Source organism: Candidatus Planktophila sp., from assembly GCF_040402315.1.
Taxonomy (GTDB): Bacteria; Actinomycetota; Actinomycetes; order Nanopelagicales; family Nanopelagicaceae; genus Planktophila.
This window is the reverse complement of record NZ_JBBAMU010000011.1, coordinates 21,022-28,719: the sequence shown is the minus strand read 5'-3', so window position 1 is coordinate 28,719 and position 7,698 is coordinate 21,022. Positions and strand designations below refer to the sequence as shown.

The window sequence follows — 7,698 nt, the reverse complement described above, 5'->3', positions numbered from 1 at the left end:
ACGAGTCCGAACAGCAAGTCGTCATCAAAGGCCCTCTTTGCAGTTCTACTTGGAATTTTGGTAGTAGGAGCAATTGTTATCACTAATTCAAATAAAGATAGCGAAATGGCAGCACCTGAAGCAACAGAATCTGCAGCACCTGAAGCAACAGAATCTGCAGCACCCGAGGAAACTCCGGCTGTGACAGATGCCACTAACACAACAGGTGAGGCACCATCACGTTTTATTGGAAATTGGAAAGACAGCTCGAAGTCAGTCATGGTCATTACTTGGAGGGCGCCAGCTGGAGAAGTAAAGGGTTACTCAGTAGAGACTCGAGCAAACCTCAGTGAGTGGAAAGTTGTATCAGAGGTTTCTGCAACAACTATGGCGGCAGAATTTGCTAAGACTGCAACCGAAGGATCAACTTCATTCCGCGTTTCAGCTGTCTACCCAGATGGTTCACTCGGAGTTGCAACACCATTCGGCTTTGCCGGCCAGTTCGAATAAAAGTTATAGAAGAAACCCCGACCAGCATTGGTCGGGGTTTTTTCATTTCAAATACTTAAGAATTTCTCCAACATAGACTGCAACACCTGTCGGCACTAAGTGAATTCCATCGGGTGCAAAGTATTCGGGATGGCCCATAGAAATTGAATTCCAATCAATCAGTGTGACTGTGGAATATTGCTGGGCGATCTCGGTGACCAGTGCATTATTTCCATCTCGCCATGGTCTTGATACTGCCGTATTCACCACAATCACTTGAGGCTGATCTTTTACAAGATCGAATATTGCCTGCACATCACCGCGATTTAATACCCCGTTATTGCCCAAGTTAAAGATCACCGATGAATTACCAATTTCAGCCTTATCACTTGTCATGACCTCTAGAAGTTCAGGAGCCTGTCGTCCAATTCGCGCATTCATCACCGATATTGGCTTTTGCGCACCAAGTGAAGATCGAATTCCCAAGATGACCGAATCACCTGTCACCCAGAGCCCATCCGATTCCGGGGCACTGATTGAAACCGTTGGAGCGGTGAGAGCTTCTTCTACGGCAGCGCGTTGTTCATTGCCTATCGAAACTGCGCGAACGCTGACAACAGTAGCAAGTGCAAGTACAACAACGAAAACAGCGGCAAAGGTACGTGTTTGTCGCGAGCGTTCTTTTTTAGTTCTGTATTTAAGTCCTTTAAGCCAAAGTTTGAGAGCTCCTCGACGAATTGGCTGTTCCACATATCGCAAAGAAATATCAGCTAGCGCAAAAACAATAAGAATACGAAGTGCATAAAGCGCCCACATCTGACCAGCTAGATCAACACTCGGGCGAGTAACTTGGAAAATTATCCAATGCCATAAATACATCGCATATGAACGCTGACCAATCCACACCAGAATACGATTTTGCAAAATCGGTGCGAAGCGAGACGCTGGATGAACAACCGACATGATTATTGAGGCTCCGAAGAGTCCAGCAAGTGGGAAGGCAATTTTGTATAAAGTCGGTTTGGTTTCATCGATAAGTAAGAAAGTTGCGATGATTCCAATAAAACCAAAGACACCAATTCCGTCGATGAAGTCCTGAGCCTTCTTACTTACATTGATCGTGAAATTCTGTGGAATCCAACTTACGGCAAGTGCTGCACCTAAGAACAATCCAATGCTGTGGGTATCTGTACCGAAGTATACGTGGCTCACTTTCGACGCATTTGAGGCATCGAGTGAGAATGAAACAAGAAGCAGCGTGATACCGGAGGCTGCGGCAATAACAAGTGCGGCAATTGGTATCCGACTTTTACCTAAGCGCTTGAGAATAAAGTAAAGAATGAGCGGCCAAAGAAGGTAAAACTGTGCCTCAACTGCAAGTGACCATGTGTGCTGAAGAAGAGGTGGCCGGCCGATACTTTCGAAATAATCTTGGTGACGCGCGACCAGCCACCAATTCATAGTGCCTGTGAGTGAAAATGGCATATCTGTGAGAAGTCGCTTGATGGTATCGGGCGCCCAGATACCTATTGCAATGGTTGTAGTGGTCACTGTGAAGATGAGGGCTGGCAGCAATCGCCGAGCTCGCGCAAGGTAAAAGCCGCGAAGATCAAGCCCACCGCTCTGCTCAATAGAATCAAGGAGCAAACGTGTTATTACATAACCAGAGATGACAAAGAAGAGATCAACACCGAGAAATCCGCCCGGAATCCAAGTGAAACCCAGGTGATAAAGCATCACCGCAATTACTGCCAGTGCACGAAGCCCATCGATTGCAGGGATGTATTGGATACCGCGATTGGCAGCCATATGAATTACTTGCGCTTAGTAGCAGATTTCTTAACAGGGCGCTTTGCAGCAGATTTTTTAGAACGTTTAGGTGCACTTATAGCAGCGCGTGTGCGCTTACTCGCTACGGCAATTGGAGCAGATCTTTTAATAGTTCCATCTTCATTTAATGCACTAGCAACTACATCGCTCATCTTACTTAAGCGAGCAAAGGCAGAATCTAATCGGTCACGAGATTGTGCGATTGCACTCTCGGCAGCAGATAGCGCTTGATTTTGCGAGCGATAGAGACGTTCAGTATCCGTGATGATTTCGGCAAGCCATGCTCGATACTCGTTGACGTTCTCAGATGCTTCACCGATTACTCGTTCAGCTTCACGACGCGCAGCTGCGGCAAGTGCAGCAGCTTCGCGGCGCTTATTCTCCATAACTAGATCTGCCTCACGACTTGCCTCACGAACCAGCTCGGCTGCTTCAAGTTCAGCTACCGAAATATATTTACGCCCTCGAGTTTCAGCTCCAGCCAGGACGCTTCGTGCCTTGTTATCGGCACCCTCAAGAACATCTTTAGCGGTACGTGATGATTCAGAAATGACACGGTCGGCAGTGGAAAGTGCCTTTGCCTCGCGAGCTTGCGCTGATTTGATCATCGCCATTGCTGTTTCGGTGGCAAGGATTTCAAACTCTTCCCGAGTAAGACCAGTGATATCGCGACGTGAACGTAGATCAGCTAATTGAGATTCAAGATCACGAATGCGATCAACAGGGTTTGCAATTGGTTCACGATCGGTTTCTTCACGGAAACCCACCCAGTTGCGGAAATTCTTCTCTGCCATTGTGAGAACTCTCATTCGCGGTATCGACTCGGATATTTATCACTAGGCTTCACGCCCCGTGAGAGACCTAGATTAGGGCATTGCGCTACTTTCGGTAAATGGCGAAAGAGACCGCTAGGTACTGCGAAATCCATGCTGCGAGCACAAAGATGTGAAAAAGCTCGTGGAAACCAAAGTACTTGGCGTTGCGCCCCGGCAATTTCAAGGCGTAAAAGATCGCCCCGATGGAGTAGAGCAGCCCCCCGATAAGAATAGGAATTAACACCCATAAACCACCCTCGCGATAAAGCTGCGGGGTATAGATCACGGCAACCCAGCCGAGTACTAAGTAATTGGCAACATAGAGCCAACGTGGTGCGCCCACCCAAAAAACGCGGATGGCGACGCCAAATATTGCGCCAATCCAAATCACTGCCAGCAGAATATTTCTATCACGGTTATCAAGAAGCGCAACGGCAAATGGGGTGTAAGAACCAGCGATCAGTAGATTTATATTGGCATGATCCCAGCGGCGCCAGATCTTCTTTTTACTCGGCACCCAGGGCACGCGGTGATACACGGCCGAAACGCTAAAGAGCATGATGGCTGTGATGGAGTAGAGCGCAACGGCAAACTTCAAGGATTCTCGACTAAGAATAAAGAGAACAAGTGAAGCGATGATGACTATCGGGGTGGCACCCAGGTGAAACCAACCGCGCAGTTTGGGTGGCTTCACAGGCAGATCCGAACTCATGACGAGCAGCCTAGGGGTTTTCTAGGTCGCGCACTGATTTAACCAGCAACGACAGCGTTGCGGCAATGAAAGTTATTACACCTGTTACGAAGAGAATCGTGTTGATTCCAAAATGCATCGCTAAAGGTCCAGCAATGACAATTCCAAGAGGTGCGATACCAAATGAACCTAAGGTGTCATATGAACTGACCCTTGAGTATGACTCCTCAGGGACGTGGCTTTGCAGAGATGTATTCCAGGAGACTATGAATACTTCCAAACTTATCCCCGAAATGACTCCTGCCAGAATTGAAAAAATAATAGGCAAATCAAATGCAAGAGTGAAATCCCACAGCGCTGAAATTGCAACAAGAACCATTGCAATACGTAGAGGTTTTTTTACTTTTACCTTGAGTATCCACACACCGGCAAGCAACATGCCCACGGAGAGAGCTGCCAAGTTATAAGACCATTCTTTCGGACCGGTCTTGGGGTCACTAAAGTTCAGTGGTCCCAATACAGATAACATCGATTCGAATGCCATATTTATCAAAGCAAATGCAAAGACCATTGTGATTACCCAGGTACGAGAAATAAATTCTTTCCAACCAACAATGAGATCATGCAAAATTCCAGGACTTTTTTCTTTCGCCTTACCCCTGATTGGTAAAAACCAGACAATCACTCCAGCTATAAAGAAGGAGATGGCATCTACGAGAAGTCCCCATCCAGCGCCCAGTGTTGCAACAAGAATTCCACCTGTGAGCGTTCCGATGATGTATCCAAAATTTGTCATCAGACCAATGACGGCATTTCCTTCTTGCAACTTCTCCTTCGGCATTATTTCTGGCAAAACCCCAGACATTGCGGGCCACCAAATTGCGTTGAGAATTCCAAAGAGCGCACCCATGAGCGCCAATAACCAGACGCTAGAAAAGTGAGCGATAAGAGAAATCGCACTGACGGCAGCTATAAAACTTCCAATCATGTCTGCCCCACCAACAAGTCGGTTACGTTGAAAACGATCTGCAAGGACGCCGCCAAATAACATAAATGCTATGAGGGGCAGAAAACGTGCCGCCATGACTAGTGAGAGGTCCTTGCCATCTGCTCCGGGCAGGCTCAAAACTCCATAGGCCAGCGCAATGGGGGAGATTCCGTTACCCAAATTGGAGATGAAACGTGAGATCGCCAGGCTGGTAAAGCCCGGATGGCCTCTGAGTTCGCGCAGCTGAGTGAGCATTCACCTAGGGTAGTCAAAGGAGGTGAAATACCGAGATTTGTCCTCTTTTCCTCGAACCTCACGCTCATCTCCCTAAAAAGTCGCAAAACACTTGCACTACAAGGGTGCTTATTCGCCCGGATTGACGCACAATATTCTCTGTCGGTGGTCGCTGGGGTTCCTCGAGGATTCCAATTGCCATATTGCCGAACGTGCGGACCGCCCGGTCTGCATCGATAAGCACTCACGGAGGCTTAATACATGTTACTTGACAACAACCAATGGAATATTATTTACAACGTATTCTCACTGGGCTTAATTTCAATGATTGCATGCACTGTTTATACCCTGGTATCACAGTCACGCGTTCTACCTAAGTACCGTAATGCTCTCGTAATGTCATCAATGGTTACATTCATTGCTGGCTACCACTATTGGCGTATTTTTGACTCATACAAGGAAGCCTCAGATGGCACGACCGTCAACATTTCAGGTGATCCTGGCGCATTCAACGAGGCATATCGCTACGTTGACTGGCTCCTAACTGTTCCACTACTTCTAGTTGAAGTTATTGCTGTATTGGCACTTGCTAAGGAACTTTCAAGGTCACTTATCACTCGCCTAGTACCAGCTTCAGCTGCGATGATCGCACTTGGTTACCCAGGTGAAATCTCAACTGTCCAGAACACACAGGTTCTATACGGAGTTCTTTCAACAATTCCATTCATCTACATCCTCTACGTACTATTCGTAGAGCTTGGTAAGTCACTCGATCGCCAGCCAGCTGGCGTTGCTGAGACAGTCGGACGTCTACGTCTGCTTCTCATCGCAACATGGGGTGTTTACCCAATCGCGTACATCTTCAACATCGTTGGTGATGCTTCAGCATCATCATTCGTAACTGTTCAGGTTGGATACACAATCGCGGATATTCTTGCGAAGTGTGTATTCGGACTAACAATCTTGAAGATCGCTCGCATGAAGTCACATGCTGAAGGCATGCCAGCAGATCACTAATTACTCATACTAATTAGGCAAGGGCGTCGGGAAACCGGCGCCCTTCTGCTTTCCCAGCACAACCTGCATTACTATCAAGACATGAACATTCAGCGCGTGAATAATTTTCGCATGGGCGCTTATGCCGCTCTCGCAATCGGTCTAATCAATTTTCGCTATCAAACTGGCGCCGATGGTAATCTTCTTAAGAGCCTGGCGTTGATTGTGCCAGGACTTGGTCTACTTCTGATTTCTCTCACACAGCCCGGCAAAATGTGGCTACAAAGCAAGACCGCCGCAGCGATCGGAATCACCTGCGGCGGCCTACTTCTTGCTTACAGTTTGTTTGTTTAATCCCTAACCCTTTGTCGCTTTAAATCCAGCTTCAAGGTCAGCCTTGATATCAATAATGTTTTCGAGTCCAAGGCTTAGTCGTACAAGTCCTGGAGTTACTCCTGCTTCCAACTGCTCTTGCGGTGAGAGCTGAGAGTGCGTAGTTGTTGCTGGATGGATAACAAGTGAGCGCACATCACCAATATTGGCAACATGGCTAAAGAGTTCAAGTGACTCAACGAACTTCTTGCCAGCTTCAATTCCGGCTTTGAGTTCGAATGAAACTACGGCACCTGATCCCTTTGGTGTGTACTTCTTAGCAAGTGCGTGCCATGGTGAAGATGCCAGGCTGGCATAGTGAACTTTCTCAACATCTGGGTGTGCCTCTAGCCATGTTGCGACAGCTTGCGTATTTTCAAGATGACGGTCCATGCGCAGCGAAAGTGTTTCAAGTCCTTGTGCGAGTAACCACGCATTAAATGGTGATACCGCAGCCCCGATATCGCGTAGCAACTGAAGGCGTATCTTGAAGATGTATGAAAGGTTGGCACCAAATGCGCTACCTACACCGAGTGCTTGAGAGAAGACCAAGCCGTGATAACTTGGATCTGGCTTATTAAAGCCCGGGAAGCGATCCTGGTGTTGTGCGTAGTCAAACTTTCCAGCATCAATGATTGCGCCAACAACTGCATTTCCGTGGCCAGATAGGAACTTAGTCGCTGAGTGCACCACTACATCTGCACCATACTCGATTGGCTTAATGAGGTATGGAGTTGCAACTGTATTATCAACAATCAGTGGAACCCCAACTGAGTGCGCGATATCGGCAATCGTTTTAATATCGAGAATTTCATTCTTAGGGTTGGCAATTGTCTCACCGAAGAACGCCTTGGTATTTGGCTTTACCGCCTTCTTCCATGACTCTGGGTCATTTGGGTCATCAACGAAAGTTACTTCAATTCCAAACTTTGGAAGTGTGTAGTGGAAGAGGTTATATGTCCCACCATACAAGCTTGGGCTAGAGACGATGTGGTCTCCAGCTTCAGCAACGTTAAGAACTGCAAAGGTAGTTGCAGCAGAACCTGATGCGAGTAGAAGTGCAGCAACGCCACCTTCAAGTGCGGCAAGTCTTTGCTCCACGGCATCTTGAGTTGGATTCATGATGCGGGTGTAAATATTTCCTAGCTCAGCCAAACCGAAGAGGTTTGCCGCGTGTGTGGTATCGCGGAACTGGTAGGCCGTGGTCTGATAAAGCGGAAGTGCACGTGCACCAGTTGTTGGATCTGCCGTTTGCCCGGCATGAATCTGCAGTGTTTCAAATGACCAATTGTTAGACATAGTTA

The 7,698-nt window shown here is 47.5% G+C and carries 7 protein-coding genes and 1 pseudogene; 3 read left to right on the top strand and 5 right to left on the bottom strand.

Features of this window, described 5'->3' with window-relative positions; all coding sequences use genetic code 11:
* Positions 1-489: pseudogene (locus tag AC9UEP_RS03315) on the top strand (histone H1-like repetitive region-containing protein); the annotation flags it as partial.
* Positions 490-531: 42 nt separating this feature from the next.
* Here the strand turns inward: AC9UEP_RS03315 and AC9UEP_RS03310 are convergent.
* The 4 genes from AC9UEP_RS03310 to AC9UEP_RS03295 all read right to left on the bottom strand — a co-directional run bounded on the left by AC9UEP_RS03310 (position 532) and on the right by AC9UEP_RS03295 (position 5,047).
* Positions 532-2,277, bottom strand: a complete 1,746-nt coding sequence (locus AC9UEP_RS03310) for an acyltransferase family protein (protein ID WP_509543976.1) — start codon at positions 2,275-2,277, stop codon at positions 532-534.
* Positions 2,278-2,282: 5 nt separating this feature from the next.
* On the bottom strand, positions 2,283-3,092 hold the full coding sequence (locus AC9UEP_RS03305; protein ID WP_509543974.1) for a hypothetical protein: 810 nt from the start codon (positions 3,090-3,092) through the stop codon (positions 2,283-2,285).
* 85 nt (positions 3,093-3,177) lie between these two features.
* On the bottom strand, positions 3,178-3,825 hold the full coding sequence (gene trhA, locus AC9UEP_RS03300) for a PAQR family membrane homeostasis protein TrhA (RefSeq protein WP_509543972.1): 648 nt from the start codon (positions 3,823-3,825) through the stop codon (positions 3,178-3,180).
* A 10-nt stretch (positions 3,826-3,835) separates the two neighbouring features.
* Positions 3,836-5,047, bottom strand: coding sequence for an MFS transporter (locus AC9UEP_RS03295; RefSeq protein WP_509543970.1), 1,212 nt, complete (start codon positions 5,045-5,047; stop codon positions 3,836-3,838).
* Between the two features lie 240 nt (positions 5,048-5,287).
* Between AC9UEP_RS03295 and AC9UEP_RS03290 the strand changes: the two genes are divergently transcribed.
* Complete coding sequence (locus tag AC9UEP_RS03290) at positions 5,288-6,043, top strand: bacteriorhodopsin-like (protein ID WP_509543969.1); 756 nt, start codon at positions 5,288-5,290, stop codon at positions 6,041-6,043.
* Positions 6,044-6,124: 81 nt separating this feature from the next.
* The gene (locus AC9UEP_RS03285; protein WP_509543967.1) at positions 6,125-6,376 is read left to right on the top strand and encodes a hypothetical protein; all 252 of its coding nucleotides are present in this window, start codon (positions 6,125-6,127) and stop codon (positions 6,374-6,376) included.
* 3 nt (positions 6,377-6,379) lie between these two features.
* Here AC9UEP_RS03285 and AC9UEP_RS03280 read toward each other — a convergent pair whose 3' ends face one another.
* Positions 6,380-7,693: a bifunctional o-acetylhomoserine/o-acetylserine sulfhydrylase gene (locus AC9UEP_RS03280; RefSeq protein WP_509543966.1), complete on the bottom strand. Its 1,314-nt coding sequence runs from the start codon at positions 7,691-7,693 to the stop codon at positions 6,380-6,382.
* Positions 7,694-7,698: the final 5 nt, after the last annotated feature.

Bases quoted from the DNA above. Each gene is read 5' to 3' on its own strand.
- AC9UEP_RS03310 (WP_509543976.1), bottom strand. From the start codon at position 2,277: ATGGCTGCCAATCGCGGTATCCAATACATCCCTGCAATCGATGGGCTT.
- AC9UEP_RS03305 (WP_509543974.1), bottom strand. From the start codon at position 3,092: ATGGCAGAGAAGAATTTCCGCAACTGGGTGGGTTTCCGTGAAGAAACC.
- trhA (WP_509543972.1), bottom strand. From the start codon at position 3,825: ATGAGTTCGGATCTGCCTGTGAAGCCACCCAAACTGCGCGGTTGGTTT.
- AC9UEP_RS03295 (WP_509543970.1), bottom strand. From the start codon at position 5,047: ATGCTCACTCAGCTGCGCGAACTCAGAGGCCATCCGGGCTTTACCAGC.
- AC9UEP_RS03290 (WP_509543969.1), top strand. From the start codon at position 5,288: ATGTTACTTGACAACAACCAATGGAATATTATTTACAACGTATTCTCA.
- AC9UEP_RS03285 (WP_509543967.1), top strand. From the start codon at position 6,125: ATGAACATTCAGCGCGTGAATAATTTTCGCATGGGCGCTTATGCCGCT.
- AC9UEP_RS03280 (WP_509543966.1), bottom strand. From the start codon at position 7,693: ATGTCTAACAATTGGTCATTTGAAACACTGCAGATTCATGCCGGGCAA.